General features: G+C 26.9%; 21 protein-coding genes. 6 read left to right on the forward strand and 15 right to left on the reverse strand.

Annotation, left to right across the window (positions count from 1 at the left end):
- Positions 1 to 8: 8 nt before the first annotated feature.
- The gene (locus KGF41_RS06895; RefSeq protein ID WP_227856521.1) at positions 9 to 1,826 is read right to left on the reverse strand and encodes an SH3 domain-containing protein; all 1,818 of its coding nucleotides are present in this window, start codon (positions 1,824 to 1,826) and stop codon (positions 9 to 11) included.
- A 314-nt stretch (positions 1,827 to 2,140) separates the two neighbouring features.
- Here KGF41_RS06895 and KGF41_RS06900 point away from each other — a divergent pair, with 314 nt between their 5' ends.
- Together KGF41_RS06900 and KGF41_RS06905 are read left to right on the forward strand one after the other, a co-directional pair.
- Complete coding sequence (locus KGF41_RS06900) at positions 2,141 to 2,878, forward strand: NAD-dependent protein deacylase (RefSeq protein ID WP_227827189.1); 738 nt, start codon at positions 2,141 to 2,143, stop codon at positions 2,876 to 2,878.
- A 118-nt stretch (positions 2,879 to 2,996) separates the two neighbouring features.
- Entirely contained in the window at positions 2,997 to 3,317 is a 321-nt protein-coding gene (locus tag KGF41_RS06905) for a MazG-like family protein (RefSeq protein WP_009905401.1), read from the forward strand.
- A gap of 213 nt (positions 3,318 to 3,530) precedes the next feature.
- Here the strand turns inward: KGF41_RS06905 and KGF41_RS06910 are convergent, their stop codons facing one another.
- From KGF41_RS06910 to KGF41_RS06950, 8 genes are all read right to left on the reverse strand, one after another.
- Positions 3,531 to 3,680, reverse strand: coding sequence for a hypothetical protein (locus KGF41_RS06910; protein ID WP_227827188.1), 150 nt, complete (start codon positions 3,678 to 3,680; stop codon positions 3,531 to 3,533).
- 1,037 nt (positions 3,681 to 4,717) lie between these two features.
- Positions 4,718 to 6,169: a leucyl aminopeptidase gene (locus tag KGF41_RS06920; RefSeq protein ID WP_227841968.1), complete on the reverse strand. Its 1,452-nt coding sequence runs from the start codon at positions 6,167 to 6,169 to the stop codon at positions 4,718 to 4,720.
- A 15-nt stretch (positions 6,170 to 6,184) separates the two neighbouring features.
- A complete protein-coding gene (locus tag KGF41_RS06925) occupies positions 6,185 to 6,625 on the reverse strand; it encodes a MarR family winged helix-turn-helix transcriptional regulator (protein ID WP_227827474.1) in 441 nt (146 codons plus the stop codon).
- 260 nt (positions 6,626 to 6,885) lie between these two features.
- Positions 6,886 to 7,314 carry a GerW family sporulation protein gene (gene ytfJ, locus KGF41_RS06930; RefSeq protein WP_227434208.1) on the reverse strand — a complete coding sequence of 143 codons (429 nt, stop codon included), beginning with the start codon at positions 7,312 to 7,314 and terminating at the stop codon, positions 6,886 to 6,888.
- Positions 7,268 to 7,900 carry a DUF2953 domain-containing protein gene (locus KGF41_RS06935; protein WP_227827185.1) on the reverse strand — a complete coding sequence of 211 codons (633 nt, stop codon included), beginning with the start codon at positions 7,898 to 7,900 and terminating at the stop codon, positions 7,268 to 7,270. Before KGF41_RS06935 ends, ytfJ begins: the two co-directional genes overlap by 47 nt.
- Positions 7,901 to 8,098: 198 nt before the next feature.
- Positions 8,099 to 8,638 (reverse strand): SMC-Scp complex subunit ScpB, encoded by a 540-nt coding sequence (scpB, locus tag KGF41_RS06940; RefSeq protein ID WP_227827184.1) that lies wholly within the window; start codon positions 8,636 to 8,638, stop codon positions 8,099 to 8,101.
- A gap of 1 nt (position 8,639) precedes the next feature.
- Complete coding sequence (locus KGF41_RS06945) at positions 8,640 to 9,359, reverse strand: segregation/condensation protein A (protein WP_227827183.1); 720 nt, start codon at positions 9,357 to 9,359, stop codon at positions 8,640 to 8,642.
- Between the two features lie 29 nt (positions 9,360 to 9,388).
- The gene (locus KGF41_RS06950) at positions 9,389 to 9,985 is read right to left on the reverse strand and encodes a site-2 protease family protein (RefSeq protein ID WP_227434204.1); all 597 of its coding nucleotides are present in this window, start codon (positions 9,983 to 9,985) and stop codon (positions 9,389 to 9,391) included.
- A 258-nt stretch (positions 9,986 to 10,243) separates the two neighbouring features.
- Here KGF41_RS06950 and KGF41_RS20865 point away from each other — a divergent pair, with 258 nt between their 5' ends.
- From KGF41_RS20865 to KGF41_RS06960, 3 genes are all read left to right on the forward strand, one after another.
- A complete protein-coding gene (locus KGF41_RS20865; protein ID WP_255287758.1) occupies positions 10,244 to 10,378 on the forward strand; it encodes a hypothetical protein in 135 nt (44 codons plus the stop codon).
- A 207-nt stretch (positions 10,379 to 10,585) separates the two neighbouring features.
- The gene (locus KGF41_RS06955) at positions 10,586 to 11,440 is read left to right on the forward strand and encodes an AraC family transcriptional regulator (protein WP_227850151.1); all 855 of its coding nucleotides are present in this window, start codon (positions 10,586 to 10,588) and stop codon (positions 11,438 to 11,440) included.
- A 3-nt stretch (positions 11,441 to 11,443) separates the two neighbouring features.
- Positions 11,444 to 11,866 carry a DUF2000 domain-containing protein gene (locus KGF41_RS06960; protein WP_227434201.1) on the forward strand — a complete coding sequence of 141 codons (423 nt, stop codon included), beginning with the start codon at positions 11,444 to 11,446 and terminating at the stop codon, positions 11,864 to 11,866.
- A gap of 114 nt (positions 11,867 to 11,980) precedes the next feature.
- Here KGF41_RS06960 and KGF41_RS06965 read toward each other — a convergent pair whose 3' ends face one another.
- The 3 genes from KGF41_RS06965 to KGF41_RS06975 form a co-directional block, all read right to left on the reverse strand.
- Positions 11,981 to 13,144 (reverse strand): D-alanyl-D-alanine carboxypeptidase family protein, encoded by a 1,164-nt coding sequence (locus KGF41_RS06965; protein ID WP_227434200.1) that lies wholly within the window; start codon positions 13,142 to 13,144, stop codon positions 11,981 to 11,983.
- A gap of 53 nt (positions 13,145 to 13,197) precedes the next feature.
- On the reverse strand, positions 13,198 to 13,398 hold the full coding sequence (locus KGF41_RS06970; RefSeq protein ID WP_227434199.1) for a CD1290 family small acid-soluble spore protein: 201 nt from the start codon (positions 13,396 to 13,398) through the stop codon (positions 13,198 to 13,200).
- A 201-nt stretch (positions 13,399 to 13,599) separates the two neighbouring features.
- Complete coding sequence (locus tag KGF41_RS06975; protein WP_227827473.1) at positions 13,600 to 15,276, reverse strand: ribonuclease J; 1,677 nt, start codon at positions 15,274 to 15,276, stop codon at positions 13,600 to 13,602.
- Between the two features lie 216 nt (positions 15,277 to 15,492).
- On the opposite strand from KGF41_RS06975, the gene KGF41_RS06980 reads away from it, so the two are divergent.
- On the forward strand, positions 15,493 to 16,230 hold the full coding sequence (locus KGF41_RS06980; protein ID WP_227827181.1) for a metal-dependent hydrolase: 738 nt from the start codon (positions 15,493 to 15,495) through the stop codon (positions 16,228 to 16,230).
- A gap of 120 nt (positions 16,231 to 16,350) precedes the next feature.
- Here the strand turns inward: KGF41_RS06980 and KGF41_RS06985 are convergent, their stop codons facing one another.
- From KGF41_RS06985 to ruvX, 3 genes are all read right to left on the reverse strand, one after another.
- A complete protein-coding gene (locus KGF41_RS06985; protein WP_227434196.1) occupies positions 16,351 to 16,809 on the reverse strand; it encodes a Fur family transcriptional regulator in 459 nt (152 codons plus the stop codon).
- A gap of 275 nt (positions 16,810 to 17,084) precedes the next feature.
- Positions 17,085 to 17,372: a DUF1292 domain-containing protein gene (locus KGF41_RS06990; protein ID WP_009889069.1), complete on the reverse strand. Its 288-nt coding sequence runs from the start codon at positions 17,370 to 17,372 to the stop codon at positions 17,085 to 17,087.
- A 77-nt stretch (positions 17,373 to 17,449) separates the two neighbouring features.
- Entirely contained in the window at positions 17,450 to 17,875 is a 426-nt protein-coding gene (gene ruvX, locus KGF41_RS06995) for a Holliday junction resolvase RuvX (RefSeq protein WP_227827180.1), read from the reverse strand.
- Positions 17,876 to 17,895 lie beyond the last annotated feature (20 nt).

Raw genomic sequence — 17,895 nt, forward strand, 5'->3', positions numbered from 1 at the left:
CTTATGTATTACTTATATTGTGGTACTTCAAAGACTAAACTACTTCCACCACCATAAAGGCCAATTAAATTTTCCATAATTCCAGAAATTCCATTAGCCCAATTTACATCAGTTGCATATTGGTGCCATGTATAATCATAATTCCACTTCATCTTGTAAATAGTATTTTGATTGTACTTAGAACTATTTGCATAGTTTTGAGATATCCATTTTGCAGAACCATCTATTGTAGCTCCAATACTAGTCCATCCATTAGAATATGCTGCCTCTGCTCCTGAAACATTAGCACTTTTATCTATTGCTCCTATTCCAAAAAAATTATACACTTTAACTGGCTTGCTAAGAGCTTGACCTTTATAAGAAGTCAATGTCTGACCTTGTGCAAGTGTAGATTTACCATAAGCAGTTTCCCACATAGCATGAGATACTAGATATACTACATCTATATTATACTTCTTAGCAGCGTTTATAAATGCAGCTCCTTGATTCTTAAATACACTAGAAGATAATCCATTAAGGTACGAATTTAAACTTGACTCTGAGATACCACTTCTATAACTATTAATTTTCAAAAATTGCATCATACCTTTTGTAGTGTTTGTAAAGTTTTTAGGATTTAAATAATATTCTATATCACTTGAACTAGCATTTACAAATGAACTTGTTCTTTGTGCTGAAAATGTACTAAATTCAGGACTTGGAGTACTTTTTCTATTACCTGGAGCTATTACATTCCCTCCCGCTGTTGCTTTCTCAACTTGTTTATTTATATGAGAAGCTAACGTATAGCTTAGAGATTTGTAATCAATCTTAGCCCCACTTATATTTGCCATACCATTTACTTGTCCTGATGTTGTAGAATCATTATTTCCATTATTGTTAGAATTGTTATTTGAGTTATTATTATTTGAAGTATCTGTTGAATCAGATAGATAATTTCCCACAACAAATGCTTCTTTATTATTAAAATTAATTTTAGCCCATCCACTACTTTCTGATATCACAGTTACTTTGCTTCCCTTATAGACCTTTCCTAATTTACTATATGTAGAACCTGGACCACTTCGTACATTTAAAGAAGCTGTATTTACAAATTTATTAGTATCTTTTTTATCAGTACCTTGGCTAGAATCATTTGTATCGCTCTGACCTGCATTTGATAAATACATACTAGATACATATCCATCTTTTCCATTATACTTTATTTTTGACCATCCATTAGATTCTGATATTACTTCTACCTTACTTCCTTTTTGTAACTTACCTAATACACCATAGCTTGTATTTGGACCACTTCTTACATTTAGTGAAGTTGTATTTACCTGCTTAGTTTTTGATTTATTAGTTGAGCTTGATACATCTCCTAGATAAGAACTCGATACATAACCTAGTCTTCCATCATATTTGATTTTTGACCAGCCATTACTTTCTGATATTACTTCTACTTTTTGTCCCTTTTTTAATACAGTTATAACTCTATAGCTTGTTCCTGCTCCATTTCTCATATTTAAACTATTTGAAGTAACTTGTTTTTCTTTATTTGTAGATGTTCTTAAAAAATTACCATTAGATTTTGCTATATATTTTGATGAAGCCCAACCTTCTTGTCCAGATTCAGCTTTTATTTTATACCATCCATTAGAAGAGTCTTTTATTAAAACTTTATCATCTTTTTTAGCAACAAAAGATATACTACTTTCGGCAGTTGGTTCATTTCTTACATTTAAATAATTTATAGTCACTATACCTATTTCTCCATCAGCATGTGCATTTACCATAGTTAATGGTAATACAGCTAATGTTGCTAAAGCTGCTCTTTTCTTCACTTACTTCCCCCGCCCTTCTTTTAACACTAAAACAATTTTAATATAATTATACGACAACTTATGATTTTAGTAAATATTGTCTATTTATATTATGTATACATTTTATTTATACTTTCTTTATTTTTATTTCTGATTTTAATCTATATATTTATATATTGAAAAATATAAATTTTTTTAGCTCGTATAATTTTATTTATGCCCACTCTTTAAATTGATTTTTAAAACATTAAGAAAATACTCAGAATCTAATAAAGTAACATAAACTTTATATTATGTAGTACAATCTATATATAATAATTTTGGAGGTGTAGACTATGGATGCAAATAACCTAAAAGACTTAATATCTAATCATAATAATATAGTATTTTTTGGTGGAGCAGGTGTTTCAACTGAATCTAATATACCAGATTTTAGAAGCTCTACTGGACTTTTTAATCAAAAACTTAATAAACAATTTACTGCTGAGCAATTAGTTTCACATACTTTCTTTGTTAAATATCCAGAAGAGTTCTTTGAATTCTACAAAGATAAACTAATATATCCTAATGCAAAACCTAATAATGCCCACATAGCTTTGGCAAAGCTAGAAGAAATGGGTAAACTTAAAGCTGTTATAACTCAAAATATTGATGGGCTTCATCAAATGGCTGGAAGTAAAAATGTTTTAGAACTTCACGGTTCTGTACATAGAAATTATTGTACTAACTGTGGTAAATTTTTTGATTTAGAAGCTATGCTAAATCTAGGAGGTAATATTCCTCATTGTGATGATTGTGGCTCTATAGTAAAACCTGATGTAGTGCTTTATGAAGAAGCTCTTGACAGTGATGTTATTACTAAGACAATTTCTGCTATAAGTAATGCTGATTTACTGATTATAGGAGGTACATCATTAGCTGTATATCCAGCAGCTAGTTTTATAGATTATTACAAAGGTAAATATATTGCTCTTATTAATAAGGCAAACACAGTTTATGATAAATCTGCATCTCTTGTAATTAATAGACCTATTGGAGAAGTTCTATATGAAGCTGTATTAAGACAAATATAGATTTATTTTACTATTTTTATTATATATATGAGTTTTTATGTTGAATTTAAAGTTTCTTTTTAGCATTATTTTTGTTATAGTATTTTAGTATAAATATATAATTTGAAAGGAGCTTTTTATGAAACTAAAAACTATATCTTTACCAGAACTTAATAATTTAGACCCAACACTGGAGTCTACATTTATCAAAATGGGTGAAGAACAAGGCGAATTAGCTGAATGTATAGGCAAATTCAGAAATCTAAGTGGAGAAAATAATGACTTAGATGAAGTTGATATCATAAAGAAAACTGCTAAAGAATTGATGGATGTGGCTCAAACATGTGTAACTATGATGTTTAAACTAGAAGAGCAATATGGTATTAATCTTGATGAAATACGCAAAGAACATATAAAAAAACTAGAAAAAAGAGGTTACATAAAAAACATAGATAAGTAAACCTTCTATCTCTAAATATTTATTAAAATAAATTTAAAGTATGAAATATTTAATTTCTGTGTAAATTTGCTATTAAATGGTATCTCAAAATGATTTTTTTAGATTGTAATTGAGATACCATTTTTTGTTTTATTTGCATATATTATTTAATATTTTCATAAACGATTAAATTTTATCCAGTATAACGAGTTTTTTGTCAGCAAAATTTTATTTTTAACTTCTATATTGTTCTCTCTTATTTTCATAAATTTTACTATATTCTTCTACTGCTTCCTCCCATGCTTCTATATCTGTTATCCCCTTTTCAATTGCTAATAAATGAACTATCTCAGCTAACTTTGATGCTGATTCTATTATTCCCATTTGTTACACCCTCTCTATTGTCAAATACTTACAAAAACTGTTAATTAGTTCTAATATTTGTTATTATTATTCCCAAAAACTTTAATAAATAAAAATATTTTTATTTTTTGACATGATTCCAATATGCCCACTAAATTTAAAAATTTTTATCTCTTTAAAATTTCTATATAAAATCTTAACTTTATTAAATTTTTTATATATTAAATTGATAGAGGATGAATATATTTATATAGGTACATATTAATTTATTATAGGAGAGAATGCTCTATGTTTAAAATTTTTCTTTTTTCTAGTGAACAGTTTGTAAGTCTTTTTATATTCGGATTATTTCTATATCATTGTCCAAAGCTAACAAAAAATATTTTACCCTATAGTTACACAGTTGAGAAAATACTTTGTACCTTAATGGTAATAGTCGTTGCCTTAGAACAAATTTTAATTATTTCTTCAGGGAATTATAGCACCTTGAATTCCTTACCAATTGGAATTAGCCATATTTGTCTATACATATGTATAGCTATATTAGCTTTTAAACAGTATCATTTTTTTAACATATTTTTTTCTTGGAGTTTAGTCTGTTCTGTTGGAGAACTTATTTTTTCTAAAAACTTAGGATACGAATTCCCTAGCTTCATATATTTTCTATTTATCTTCTCTAAATGTTTGATAATATATGCAAATATTTATATGGTTGATGTAAGAAAATTTAAAGTTAACAGACATGCATTTAGAGATAATTTTGGAATTTGTCTTATTTACTTTTCATTTATATTTTTACTAAATACATTTACTGATTCACAATATTACTATAGCTTTTTAAGTTACAATACAACTACCATTTTCATATTTATTTTTGCTACTAGCATTGTGTACATACTTCCTCTTTTATCTAATATAGATACCTTTATCCTTAAAAAAAAGAAAAAGAGTAAATAATTTATTTAAATTTATAAATAAAGCCACTTGGACATTTTTTAAGTTTTAAAAATATCCAAGTGGCTTTACACGTTAAACTATAGTTTTTGTATTATATAATTTTATATCTCTGCTAAATAATACAATGTCCTAACAGGCTCTCCTGTCGCTCCTTTTGATTTATATCCCTTTGATTTTGATGATGTACTTGTACCTGCTATATCCATATGTATCCATGGAGTACTGCCAACAAATTCTCCAATAAAGGCTCCTGCTGTTATGCATCCAGCATTTTTACCTCCAGTATTTTTAAGGTCTGCTTCTTCTCCCTTTACCATATTTTTAAACTCATCATAAAGTGGCATCTTCCAGACTCTTTCTCCAGATAAAGTAGATGCTTTTTCCAACTCACAATAAAAATCCTCATTATTTGTTACTACAGGAGTTGCAACATTACCTAATAATGTTAGAGCTGCACCAGTCAATGTTGCTACATCAACAACTTTTGTCACTTTTTCATTATTTATAATGTAATATATTGCGTCAGCTAATGTAAGTCTACCTTCTGCATCTGTATTTAAAACTTCAATAGTTTTTCTTGCCATAGAATTAATTATATCTCCTGGCTTATATGAACCTCCTGATAAAGCATTTTCACATGCAGCCACTACTGCTATAACATTTTTCTTTAATTTACTCTGAGATATGGCACACATAGCTCCTATTACACTTGCCGCTCCAGCCATGTCTGTTTTCATATCTAGCATAGATGCATTTGATTTTAAAGAATATCCACCAGTATCATAAGTCAATCCTTTACCCACTAGACCTAGTATATCTGTATTTTCTTCATCTCCAAAATAGCGCATTACTATAAATCTTGGTTTATTAACTGAACCTTTTGATACAGCAAAAAAAGCTTCCATACCCAATGCTTTTATTTTTTCTTCTTCATAAATCTCAACATTAAATCCATACTCTGCCCCAAGTCTAACTGCCTCTATTGCCAATGTCTTTGGGTATATTATATTTGATGGTTCGTTAACTAAATCTCTAGCTATTATAGTTGAATTAGATAGTATTTTAGCTTTTTCTATTTCATACTCTGCTTCTTTTTCAGTAAATATAATTATATTATCTATTTCTCTTTCTTCAAAAGCTTCACTTTTTGTCTTATATTTATCAAATTTATAGTTGCCAAGCAATATTCCTTCTGAAAAAGCACCTATCTGCTCTATGTCTAAATTAACATTTATTATGTTAATATCATTATTTTTACATACTTTATTTCTAAATACCCCTTTTATTTTTTTACACAAGTTGCCACCTATGATTCTAAGTTTTTCCTTATCTAAAGATTCTTTCTTACCAAGACCAACTAAGCAAAGGTCTACTAGATTGTCATTTTCAAGCAATGTCACAATTTCTATGTTATTTTCTTTAGCACTGAAGTTTTTACTTACAATATTTAATTTATCAAACATTGTAGAAACATTCTCATCTTCAAACACAGTAACTACAGTTATAGCATCATCCAAACTTTTTAATATTTCTTTAGAACATTTTATATGCATATTAAATTCTCCTTTTTAAAATAATTGTTCAATTATATTTCTAGAGTCTTCCAAAGAAGCAGATAATTTATCTTTGTTTTCTATATCTAAACAGTTCATTTTATCACTTATTATAGATATAAATTTTAATATTTCATCATCTAGTATTTTTTCTCCACTTTCAGTTATTCCATAAAAAGTATTTCGTCTATCTCTACTATCTTCTTCCCTATATACATACTCTTGCTCAACTAACTTATTAAGTAATATACACAAACTAGAAGTAGATACATGTAAATCTCTACTTAAATTTTTAAGTTCCATTTTATTATGTTTTCTTATACTTACTAAAGCAAAAAATTGCCTTTCTGTAAGTACTTTACCTTTTTTATATCTTTCATTATTAATAATCTTTATTAAATTATGAAAGTTATTCATACTCTCCAACAACAAAATAGATAACTCTTTATCACTCATAAAATTCACCTCAAAATTAATAATTGGGACTCCCTCTTATCCCCCAAATATGTTTATATATCTCTAATATAATACTTCTTTTCTTTTTATAATTATACTATAGATAAACTTTATTATCCATTTAAATTGTTTTAAACTAAAATATTATTAGGTATAAAGTAAAAAACATTTAAATTACATTATAAAATAGTGAGACTTATATCAATCTCACTATTTTATTCAATGATATATTTTATTTTCAAAACTATTCTAATCTTATACTACATATTGTTCTTGTCTGTATTTTTATTATTTTGAGATATATTCTGAATTTTTTCTAATACTCTAGGAGTTATAGACAAGATATTATCCACTAGATTAATATTACTATCTAAGCTCATTATTCTAGTCTCTCCACTTTCAACTACTACAAATGCTACTGGTTGTACAGATATAGCTCCTGCACTACCTCCTGCAAAATTTGTATCTGCTTTTTCACTTTTTATTTCAATATTTTTATCTTTCTCATCATATCCTTTTGAATACTCTCCTCCACCTATACCAAATCCAATTGTTACTTTTGATATAGGAACAACTACTGTAGTATCTGTTTTTATAGGGTCTCCTATAATAGTATTTGCATCTATAGAACCTTTAATAGTTTCAAGAGTTGTTTCCATAAGACTTTGTATCGAACCTGTTGCTCTCATTACTATCACCTCCCTTATAATTTCCTTTATTTTTATTCATAACTTTATTAACCATTATTATAAAATGAAATAAATCTTTTATTCTTGACCTTATATGTATCCTTACATTTCCCAAAAAGTAATCTTTTGTAAAATTTGGATTTACATTTAAATATATTTTTTCTGCATCAATTATATTAAATAAATTTCCATATAGGGTATTTATTAATACATACACAGAAGATGTCAAACTTATATTTTTAGTTCCAAAATCAATGTTTGAATAAAATTCATGTATTTTTATCTTTTTTAATAGTCTATAAACACTTAAAAGGTCATCAGCTAATAATATACTAGAGTCTATATTATTCTTCATCCCCTCTTTTTTATCATTATTGTTACTATTTTCAGCTGGATAGAGTTGTCTATTTATATTTATTAAATCAAACATGTATTTTATATTAAGTTTTAAACAAACATCTTTATTGTTTATATCTGCTATTAATAAGATATTTATATGAGACATTAAAAACAATATAATTATACTTATTATAAAAATTATTGCTACTATTAAGTATTTAAAATTAAGTAATTCATTAATCTCCATGTTTATATTATCATCAAAAAATTACTATTTATACTTAATTAACCATATTTATTTTACCAAAACCATTTTTTTATATTCACAAAAAAAACACAATAACTTAGATTATTTTAAACCGTCTAAAAAATTTAAAACTATAAACTAAATTACTGTGTTCTTCATATTTTTATTTTAAAATTAACATTATCTTTGTATAACACTTTATTCATTTGTTACTGCTTCTTGATAAGTTTCTATAGCAGGCAACTCTTCAAGGCTTTCTATATTTAACAGCTTTAAAAATTCATCTGTTGTCTTATAAATTATTGGTTTTCCTATTTTATTAAGTCTACCAGCCTCTCTTATAAGTTGATTTTCAAATAGAGTTTGTAACACCTTATCACATTTTACTCCCCTTATATCTTCTATCTCTACTTTTGTTATTGGTTGTTTATATGCAATTATAGTAAGAGTCTCTAGTGTAGCTTGACTCAAACTTTTCTTTTTCTTTGGTTCAATAATTTTTTTTATATATTCTGCATAATCTTCATTTGTACACATTTGATATTTGTTTTCCAATTTGATTATCTGAATACCTCTATTTTTTTCTCTATACTCATCAATAAGCAAATTTAACATAATCTCTATCTCTTTTGATGAAAGTTCTTTATTTATTATATAATTTAATTCTTTTATACTTATTGGGTCACCATATGCAAACATAATAGATTCTATAATACACTTTATATCTTCTCTTTTCATTTTAACACTCCGAACTTTTTCTTATTAAAATATCATCAAAAAATATATCTTGTACCACTACTATTTCTTTTTCTTTTATAAGCTCCAATATAGATAAAAAAGTAGCAATTATTTCATCATTTTCATATGATTTTATGATATTTGTAAAAGTAACTTCTATTTTCTCTTTTATAACATTTCTTATATACACTATTTTTTCTTCCACAGATATTATCTTTTTTCTCACTATTTTATCCAATTTTTCATCATTAGTATTTTCAATTTGTGATGTTTTAACCTTAAATATATATGGAAGTATATTTTTTATTGCCTCTATTGATATATCTTCTAAATCTACATTATCATCAATAACTATTTCTTCTTTTGTTCTATAAAATCTTTCATTAATATAAGTTATATTTTCCCTTATATCTTGTGATGCTATTTTAAATTTTCTATATTCTTCTAATTTCTCCATAAGTTCTATTCTTGGGTCTTCTTCTTCATCCTTTTGTTTGTAAAGTAAGTATTTAGATTTTATCTCTAAAAGCTTAGATGCCATAGTTATAAATTCGCTAGTTATCTCTAAATCCATTTTATCTAACATTTTTAGATAATTAAGATATTGCTTAGTTATATCTATAATTGATATATCTTTTATATCTATCTTATGTTTAGTTATCAAGTCATACAGCAAATCTAATGGTCCCTCATAGACTTGTAATTGTATATTATACTTCATATTAACCCCTCTTTAAGTTGTTTATTTTATTAAACAAATAAATATACTATTCTTAGTAATACGGTATATATTGGTGTTAATATTATTTGATATATACCTGTAAATAAAGCAATCAACAAAATTATATAACTCATATTTTCAAATTTATACACATATTCATTCCATTTATATGGAACAAGTGTAGATATAACTCCCCATCCATCAAGTGGAGGTATAGGAAGTAAATTAAAAGCAGCAAATCCCATACTATATAAGAATACATATTCAGCTATTGTATTTATCGCATACATGTGCACATATTTATTTATAATGACACAGACTATAGCAGTCAGAACATTACAGAAAACACCTGCAAGTGAAACTATCAAATTGCCTATCTTGTAATTTTTAAAGTTATTAGGATTTACTGGGACTGGTTTTGCCCATCCTATTCTAAGAATAAACATAGCCAAAAGACCAATTGGGTCGACATGTCTTACAGGATTTAATGTCATTCTTCCATAAGCCTTAGCTGTATCATCACCTAATAAATGTGCCGAGTATGCATGACCAAACTCATGTATTGATATTGCCATGGCTATACCAACCAAACTTGCTACGATTTCTCCTATATTCATACTTAACATTAATGTACATCTCCTAAATTGAATTTTTAATACTATTATAACAATTAAATAACTTATAATCAAAATTATTTTATATTATAATAATTGTGTATACAGGCATAAAATTAAAATTCATTTTTTATTTTATAACTTTTATTATTATATCATATTAGCTGTAAAAATATAATAATTACACTTATTGGTAGTATAATATTATATTGACATAAACTGACATTGTTGTTATCTTATCCGTGTATTACAAATAAAGAGAGTAACAAAATGAATAGTACTGTAGAAAATAATGAACTGAAATTTATATACACAATTGAATCAGATACAGCCCTTGTATTAAAATTTATAAAAGAATTTGCTTCTTATGGGAACATGTTAGACGAAGTTATTGCAACTGAATAAATACTTAATAACTAGCTATTTGTAAAGAAAAAGGCAGAAGCTTTAATCGGTTAGCAAAATAAATTACATATAAATATTATTTAATTTGACAACTAAAAAAATTAAGTTGTCATTTTTTTAGTTGTTATTAGTTTTTAGTCAATATCATACAAGAAGTACAAAAAAATATATGTTACACTTTATACAATATGAAAGGAGGTTGTTCAGGTGAAACAAGAAAAACGCACAGTATGTTTTGATAGTGAATTAGAAGTTGAAGCATATAGATTCAAAGGTATCATGCAAAATTTTCCAAACCATTTTCATGAACACTATGTAATTGGTTTTATAGAGAAAGGTCAAAGATATTTATCATGCAAAAACAAAAAGTATACTACAAGCACAGGAGATTTATTACTTTTTAATCCTTTTGATAGTCATACTTGTGAACAAATAGATAATGAAGTTCTTGATTATAGATGTATTAATATTAAACCAGAAATAATGCAAAAAGCTGTCTTAGAAATTACAGGGAAAAATTATTTACCTAAGTTTAATCAGCAGGTAATATTTCGTAGTGAATTAGTACCTTTACTACAAGAACTACATCATATAATTATGGAAGAACAATTAGATTTTAAAAAAGAAGAAATATTCTTTTTCCTAATTGAACAAGTAATAAAGGAATATACAGAACCAGTTTTGCAGTCTAACTCAGAAAAAATAAGTACAGAAATTCAAATAGTCTGTGATTATTTAGAAAATAATTATGCTGAACGTATAGCACTTGATGAGTTAAGTTATCTAGCAAAAATGAATAAGTACTCATTACTTCGTAATTTTACAAAATTAAAAGGCATTACACCTTACAGATACCTTGAAAATATACGAGTAAATAAAGCTAAGAAACTTTTAGAAAATGGAATAGAACCCATAGATGCTGCTATACAAACAGGATTTGTAGACCAAAGTCACTTTACAAATTTCTTTAAAAACTTTATTGGTCTTACACCTAAACAATATCAAAATATATTTATAAACAATGATAAAAATAACTCTAAAGAAGATGAAAAGGAGAATTAAAAAATGGAAAATAAAAATGTGAAATGTGTTATGGTAATAGATGAAAATTTACCAATGGGAATTATATCAAATACAGCAGCGGTAATGGGAGTTACACTAGGTAAGTATACTCCAGAAATAGTAGGTCCAGATGTAGTTGACAAAACAGGTAATAATCATTTAGGAATTGTTGCTATACCTGTACCTATCTTAAAAGGAAACAAAGAAATTATAAAGAATTTACGTAAAAAATTATATACTCCTGAATTTGAAGGATTAACTGTTGTAGATTTTTCAGATGTTGCACAAGGTTGTAATATTTATGAGGAATTCACACAAAAAATTGCCACTGTCCAAGAAGACGAACTACAGTATTTTGGTATAGGAATATATGGAAATAAAAAGCAAGTAAATAAACTTACAGGTAGCATGCCTTTACTTAGATAATCATTGTAAGCATATGATTATAACAACTTTTAATAGACTAAATAAAAATACCCATATAGTACTTCTATACGGGCATTTTTTATGTGAATTATAGTTTTATCTTATCACAAGTGATTATATCATATTATCAATTATTCTTTGAAGCATTTGTAGGTAACTTGCCTTATTTATATCTTTATTATTTATTAATTCTACTTCACCTATTACTTTTTTATCTTTACATATCTTTATCTTTCCTAAAACAGTACCTTTTTTAATTGGCATTTTAGGATTTTTTACTATTTCTATTTTCTTTTCAAACTTTTTAGAACTTCCTTTTTTAATAAGAGCATTTAAGTCTTCTTTAGCAACTAATTTGACTTTATTTTCATCAGCTTTATCTAATGTAAGTGTAGCAATATTATCTCCCTTACTACATAGCTTAACGCTTTCATAATTTGCAAATCCATAATTTAAAAGACTAGATGCATCATTAAATCTTTCGGGAGAAGTTTCTGCACCTAAAGTTGCCGCAACTAAATGAGTATTACCTCTTTTTGCTGATGCTGATAGACAATATTTAGCTTCTTGAGTAAATCCAGTTTTAACACCAGTAGCTCCTTGATAATGCTTTATAAGCTTATTAGTATTTGCAAGACCTACTGTAACTTGTTTTTTACCTACTACAACCTTATCCATCCATGTAGTTAAGTATTTGCTTATCATTTCATGTTTTAATAATTCTCTAGACATTAAAGCTATATCATGAGCAGATGTATAGTGATTTGCTACTGGAAGTCCATTTGTATTTGCAAAATGAGTATCATTCATATTTAACTCTTTTGCTTTAGAATTCATCCTATCAACAAATCCTTCAACACTTCCAGCCAAGTGTTCAGCCATAGCTACACAGGCATCATTTGCAGAAGCAACAGCTATACCTTTTAATAAAGTATCAACTTTTTGAGTTTCTCCTGGCTCTAAAAATATTTGACTACCACCCATACTAGATGCAGTTTCACTCACTTGTACTTCATCATCAAGTTTAATATCACCTGAATCCAAAGCTTCTACAATAAGTAACATTGTCATTACCTTTGTTACACTGGCAGGAGGAAGCTTTTTATGAGCATCCTTTTCATATAAAATTTGTCCACTACCAACATCCATCAAAATTGCCGATTTTGAAGATATATTTAGTTGGTTGGCATCAGCATTGTCCTTACTATTTGCAAAAGAAAAACTCAAAGGAGTAAATGCAAGTAATATAGCCAAAGCAGTACTAGCTAATTTTTTCATAGATGTCACCTCTTAAAGTTTATTTAAACTTATTTTCTCACAATTAACTTTTTTTATTCTAAATGCCTAGATATACCTTGACCTAAATTTTTTTTCTTTTCAAGCTTTTTAAAATAACCTTCTAAAACACCTTTATTAGATGCATTTTCTATTATTTCAAAGGCATCTTCATAATTCATTCCATATTCTCCTGCTATTTCCATCTTAGTTTGTTTTAAAGCTTTTCTAGCATTTTGTTTTGAAATATTATCCATAAATATCCTCCTATTAATAAAATTTATATATAAGTAGTTTTTACTAATAAAAGATTGTTATAATTGGTATTTTATGTAATATGTAAATTTTTCAATATTAAAAAGACCCCTTGTAATTCTTAAGATGATATCAATTTAATTTTTTGATATCATTTTAAAAATTACAAGAGGTCTACTTTTCAATTTTATAAACTTTATATCCTATACTTCCATTATTATAGGAAGTATCATTGGATTTCGCTTAGTTTTTTGATATAAATATTCTTTTAGGTTTTCTTTAATGTTATTCTTTAAATAAGCCCATTCTTTAATATTTTTCTCTTCACACTCGTTTAGAACGTTTTTGATTATATCCTTTGCTCCATCCATTAAATCTTCAGACTCTCTTACATACACAAAGCCTCTAGATATTATATCTGGACCTGCTAAAACTTTACCTTCATCTTTAGAAATAGTTACTACAACTATCATAAGACCATCTTCTGATAAATGCTTTCTATCTCTTAAGACTATATTACCTACATCTCCTACACCTAATCCATCAACTAGTATGTTTCCTGTTTGTATACGATTTGCTACTTTAGCAGAGTTCTTATCTAACTCTAAAACATCTCCTGTTTGCATGACAAAAATATTTTCCTTGTCCATACCAAGTTGTTCAGCTATTTCAGCATGTCTTTTTAACATTCTATATTCACCATGAGCTGGCATAAAAAACTTTGGTCTAACTAATGCATGTATAAGCTTTAATTCTTCTTGACAGGCATGTCCAGAAACGTGTATATCCGCTATATCACTATATACTACTTCTGCTCCTTTTTCAAATAAGAAGTTTATTACTCTTGATATTAATTTTTCATTTCCTGGTATTGGATGAGCGGATATTATCACTAAATCGCCACTCTTTATTTCTACTTTTTTGTGCTCTGAAAAAGCCATTCTAGCAAGAGCTGACATAGGTTCACCTTGTGAACCAGTCGTTATTATCACTAACTCGCCATCTTCATACTTGTATATATCATTTAAATCTATTAGCATATCATCAGAAATATCTAAATATCCTAATTCCTTGGCAACTCCAACTACATTTACCATTGAACGACCTGATATAGCAACCTTCCTATTAAACTTTTCAGCGGTATTTATTATTTGTTGTAATCTGTGTATGTTAGATGCAAACGTAGCAACTATAATTCTTCTACCATTTCCCTTTGCAAATAACTCATCAAGACCTACTCCAACAGTTTTTTCAGACATAGTAAATCCTGGTTTTTCTGCATTAGTACTATCTGCTAACATTAAAAGAACTCCTTTTTTGCTTAACTCACAGATTCTATGCATATCCATAACATCACCATCAATTGGAGTTAAATCAATCTTAAAGTCTCCTGTATGGTATATTATCCCTTGGTCTGTGTGTACTGCAATAGAGTAAGCATCTGGTATACTATGGTTATTTTTCAAAAACTCTACTTCCATATTATCAAGCTTTATAACTTGTCTTGGAGTTATGACATTTAACTTAACATTATTCATCTTATGTTCTTTCAATTTTACTTGTATAAGACCTATACTAAGTCTCGCTCCATATACAGGAACATTTATCTTTTTTAGTATATATGGAAGAGCTCCTATATGGTCTTCATGTCCATGTGTAATAAATATACCCTTTATTTTATCCCTGTTTTTGACTAAATAAGTTATGTCTGGTATAACTATATCTACCCCTAACATTTCATCTTCTGGAAAACTAAGTCCAGCATCTATAACAATTATTTCATCTTTATACTCAACAACAGTCATATTTTTTCCAACTTCGTTAAGTCCACCTAAAGCCATTACCTTTATCTTGTTGGTGTTCTTTTTGAACAATTGCATCATCTCCTTCTGTCTATTTAATTTTTTAACACGTTCTACAATCTTAAATAATATCAAATCACGCACTCGCTACCAGTTATTCTTATTGTACCATAATTCGTATCATATTTTAAGCTATATTTAAAATACATTTAACGTATTATTTTGACAAACCTATTTTATTTTGATATCCTCTAAATATTATATGATTTAATATCTGATATTTTAGGAGGATTTATGCGTGGTAAAACTCATTGTGCAATAGGAATTTTAACAGCTATCCAGACATCTTTAATTTTTAAAATTCCTATATCTCTAGTAGATATTTTAGTTTCAGCTACTTTTGCAGTACTGCCCGATTTGGATAAATCTAATTCTATGGTCTCAAATTTCATTCTAAAAAACAATATATCCAAATACATATATAGAATTTTTATATACGCTATTAATATTATTATTTTCTTTATTTCAATAAATATAAATGATAATTTTTATTTAAGTGCAATAATTACATTTGTTGCAATTATAATTATTGAGGCAAAACTAACCCATACATTTCTGAGAAAAATCTTTCTATCATTAATATTTATACTATTAGCTATATGCTTATACATCGTAGAAGTTGAAATATATTTTATAATTTTTTGTCTAATGTTGTCAATTTTCCCCTGGCTAAAGCACAGAAGCTTTTCTCATAGTATATTTGCAACCATCATAATATATTTTTTACTAAAACAAATAGAATTAATCACTAGTATTAATAATTTATCTTTTTATGGAACACTTGGCTATGCAAGCCATATGTTTTTAGGGGATTTATTTACAAAACAAGGAATACCACTTTTTTATCCACTAAGTGAAAAAAAGATTTCCTTAGGATTTTTAACAGTCGGAGGACCATTTAGTAATTTTATAGAAAAATCATTTATTTTCATACTTATAGGATTAATTATATTTTCAATATTAAAATTATAAAAAGCTTTAAAGTTATTTATCTTTATACTATATATCCAAATTTATAATAAAAAATGGAAGAATAGCATAGAATATAAAAGTTCTATACTATTCTTCCATCGACATTAAATTACAGAAGAACTATTCTTCTGAATCACTTATTTTATTACACTCATCACATAATCCATAAAATTTAACATCATGATCAAGTATTTTAAATTTGTACAATGATTGTATTTCTTTTTCTATATTGTCTAAAAGGTCTTCTTTAGCTTCCATTATCTTTCCACAATTTTTACAAATAAGATGATGATGATTATGACAGTCTTCTTTATGTAGACTAATCTCATATCTTATACACCCATCATCTAAGTTTAGTTTTGATATTAATCCTATTTCGTCTAATAACTGCATTGTTCTGTATACAGTAGCTAGACCTATTTCAGGACAGTCAACCCTAACTAAATCATAGATTTCTTCACTACTTAAATGTGAATGGTCATGTTGAAGCAATATCTCAACTATTGCTCTTCTTTGTGGCGTAATCTTAAAACCAGTTTCTTTTAACTTGTCTTTTAATAAATCCATTGTGTTTGCCATAACATCACCCTTACTATTTTCAATTGATAATCTTTATTAAGTAATATTGTAATTGATAATTCTTTTTTTGTCAAGACATTTGAAAAAATTTAATTTCTTCTCATAATATAAATATATACCCATAAAAGATATATTATTCACCAAAATCTATAAATTTTTTAATAAAAAATAAAAAAACAGATATATACTATAAATACTTTTTACAATTAATAATTCTTAATTAAAGTAAATACAGTAAAATACCTGATTTTTTATATACAAACTTAATTATTTACTTAGTTAAGTCCATTTGATTCATCTTCATCGTAATTTAAACCTTCTTCTTCCATTATAGCAGTATATACAGCTACAACAGTTTCATACTCTTCATCACTTTCTAAAGGTATTAGTATTTCTCCTTCTTCATCTTCATCAATTCTAAATATTAAAGCTTCTTCAGCCTCTTCATCATCTAAAGGCATTAATATTGCATATTCTTTTCCTTCTGCTTCTAATGTTAATATTATTTCAAATTGGCTTTCTACACCATTTTCATCAATTAAATTTATTATATTTTCTTCCATAATGTCATTCACCTCAAATTTATTTTTATTTTTATTATTTATATTATATATCATAAGTATTCAATTTTATAGTTCTTTTATGAATTTCTTTTAAAATCTAAATATCCTTGTAAAATTATTACTGCTGCTAACATATCTATAACCTTTTTTCTTTTTTGTCTGCTAACATCTGCTTCTAACAAAGACCTCTCTGCTGCTACTGTAGAAAGTCTCTCATCCCAAAAATCTACATCAATTCCTGTTTCTTCTTTCAATAATTCACAAAACTTAATTACCTTTTCTCCTTGTGGTCCTAAAGTACCATTCATATTTTTTGGTAATCCTGACACAATTTTATTTACTTGTTTTTCTTTTATTATAGCTTTTAATTCTTCAATATCCTTCTTCTTGCCAACTCTTCTTACCGTTTTTATACCTTGTGCAGTTAATCCCATTAAATCACTTACAGCAACTCCAATAGTTTTATCTCCAACATCAAGACCCATTATTCTTCCATCTAACATATTTTCTCCTTTTATTTACC

The sequence above is a fragment of the Clostridioides sp. ZZV14-6150 genome (genome assembly GCF_020657875.1).
Lineage (GTDB): Bacteria > Bacillota > Clostridia > Peptostreptococcales > Peptostreptococcaceae > Clostridioides.

Excerpts from the sequence above, each read along its gene's own strand:
- KGF41_RS06920 (WP_227841968.1), bottom strand. The coding sequence starts at position 6,169 with ATGCATATAAAATGTTCTAAAGAAATATTAAAAAGTTTGGATGATGCT.
- KGF41_RS06900 (WP_227827189.1), top strand. The coding sequence starts at position 2,141 with ATGGATGCAAATAACCTAAAAGACTTAATATCTAATCATAATAATATA.
- KGF41_RS06950 (WP_227434204.1), bottom strand. The coding sequence starts at position 9,985 with ATGTTAAGTATGAATATAGGAGAAATCGTAGCAAGTTTGGTTGGTATA.
- KGF41_RS06905 (WP_009905401.1), top strand. The coding sequence starts at position 2,997 with ATGAAACTAAAAACTATATCTTTACCAGAACTTAATAATTTAGACCCA.
- scpB (WP_227827184.1), bottom strand. The coding sequence starts at position 8,638 with ATGAAAAGAGAAGATATAAAGTGTATTATAGAATCTATTATGTTTGCA.
- KGF41_RS06910 (WP_227827188.1), bottom strand. The coding sequence starts at position 3,680 with ATGGGAATAATAGAATCAGCATCAAAGTTAGCTGAGATAGTTCATTTA.
- KGF41_RS06965 (WP_227434200.1), bottom strand. The coding sequence starts at position 13,144 with ATGAAAAAATTAGCTAGTACTGCTTTGGCTATATTACTTGCATTTACT.
- KGF41_RS06980 (WP_227827181.1), top strand. The coding sequence starts at position 15,493 with ATGCGTGGTAAAACTCATTGTGCAATAGGAATTTTAACAGCTATCCAG.
- KGF41_RS06985 (WP_227434196.1), bottom strand. The coding sequence starts at position 16,809 with ATGGCAAACACAATGGATTTATTAAAAGACAAGTTAAAAGAAACTGGT.
- KGF41_RS06945 (WP_227827183.1), bottom strand. The coding sequence starts at position 9,359 with ATGAAGTATAATATACAATTACAAGTCTATGAGGGACCATTAGATTTG.
- ruvX (WP_227827180.1), bottom strand. The coding sequence starts at position 17,875 with ATGTTAGATGGAAGAATAATGGGTCTTGATGTTGGAGATAAAACTATT.
- ytfJ (WP_227434208.1), bottom strand. The coding sequence starts at position 7,314 with ATGAGAGCAACAGGTTCGATACAAAGTCTTATGGAAACAACTCTTGAA.
- KGF41_RS06935 (WP_227827185.1), bottom strand. The coding sequence starts at position 7,900 with ATGGAGATTAATGAATTACTTAATTTTAAATACTTAATAGTAGCAATA.
- KGF41_RS06925 (WP_227827474.1), bottom strand. The coding sequence starts at position 6,625 with ATGAGTGATAAAGAGTTATCTATTTTGTTGTTGGAGAGTATGAATAAC.
- KGF41_RS20865 (WP_255287758.1), top strand. The coding sequence starts at position 10,244 with ATGAATAGTACTGTAGAAAATAATGAACTGAAATTTATATACACAATT.
- KGF41_RS06970 (WP_227434199.1), bottom strand. The coding sequence starts at position 13,398 with ATGGATAATATTTCAAAACAAAATGCTAGAAAAGCTTTAAAACAAACT.
- KGF41_RS06975 (WP_227827473.1), bottom strand. The coding sequence starts at position 15,276 with ATGCAATTGTTCAAAAAGAACACCAACAAGATAAAGGTAATGGCTTTA.
- KGF41_RS06960 (WP_227434201.1), top strand. The coding sequence starts at position 11,444 with ATGGAAAATAAAAATGTGAAATGTGTTATGGTAATAGATGAAAATTTA.
- KGF41_RS06990 (WP_009889069.1), bottom strand. The coding sequence starts at position 17,372 with ATGGAAGAAAATATAATAAATTTAATTGATGAAAATGGTGTAGAAAGC.